Raw genomic sequence first — 925 nt, 5'->3', positions numbered from 1 at the left:
AGAATCTGTTACACCCTCCTATCATCATGCGAATTGCCAAAGAACCCCCTACTATTGCTAATGATTCTCTAATGTACTTAAAGCAGCTTTTTCGTCATGGCATAAAACTCGACTTGCTTGCTAATAATCCTGCGAGTGCTTTTACTGTTTCAGATGCTGGAGGCGTTGAATTAAGCAAGGATAGAGCCTTATCAATTGATGAACTTCAAACTGCATTTAAACTATTTAGAGATAACGGCACAAAATTCACAAGAGACAATTATCTTGCTTGTGCCTTACTAGTAACCCTTGGTGTTCGTAAGAGCGAATTATGCTGCGCCAAGTGGCAAGAGTTTGAACTTGATAAAGCTCTTTGGCATTTACCAGAAGGCAGAAGTAAGACTGGCGCACCGATAACTATACCTTTGCCTAAACAGGCTATGGCATGGCTAAAAGAGCTTCACATACGTGCTTGTGGTTCTGATTACGTTTTTCCACCTCGTAGAGTTTCAACCAAGCTTCACATGGGCAATGACACGCTGAATAGAGCAATTTCTAAAATGTTCGGTCGTGAAGCTGGTCGAAAAATACAACCCCCTAATCTTATGGGAGATATGGAACACTTTTCCCCTCATGATCTTAGGCGAACATTCAGGAGTTTAGCTGCTTACGCTGGTGTAGCTGGCCATGTTGCAGAGCGCTGTCTAAACCACAAATTGAAAGGTGTCGAAGGTATCTATGACCGCCACGACTATCTAGAAGAAAGAAAGGAAGCTCACGCTAAAGTGGCGGTTCTACTAGAGCCAATTATAAACGGGACTGTAAAATGAAATTCATAAAGGACGAGACCGAACTACCGAGTTGGTTTACTGAAGAGCGTTACCTTAGAATTGTTAATGAAGTACCGTATGAAAGAATCCAGTTAGAGTGTAACCCTCCCTTATAT

At 41.9% G+C, this 925-nt stretch carries 1 protein-coding gene; it reads left to right on the top strand.

The annotated features are described in order from the left end of the window. The coding region (locus AB4140_RS19825) for a tyrosine-type recombinase/integrase (protein ID WP_372002365.1) at positions 1–809 on the top strand (809 nt) is incomplete at its 5' end. Positions 810–925 lie beyond the last annotated feature (116 nt).

The sequence above is a fragment of the Shewanella sp. 10N.286.51.B2 genome, from assembly GCF_041469265.1.
Taxonomy (GTDB): domain Bacteria; phylum Pseudomonadota; class Gammaproteobacteria; order Enterobacterales; family Shewanellaceae; genus Shewanella.
This window is presented reverse-complemented; position numbering and strand designations above follow the sequence as displayed.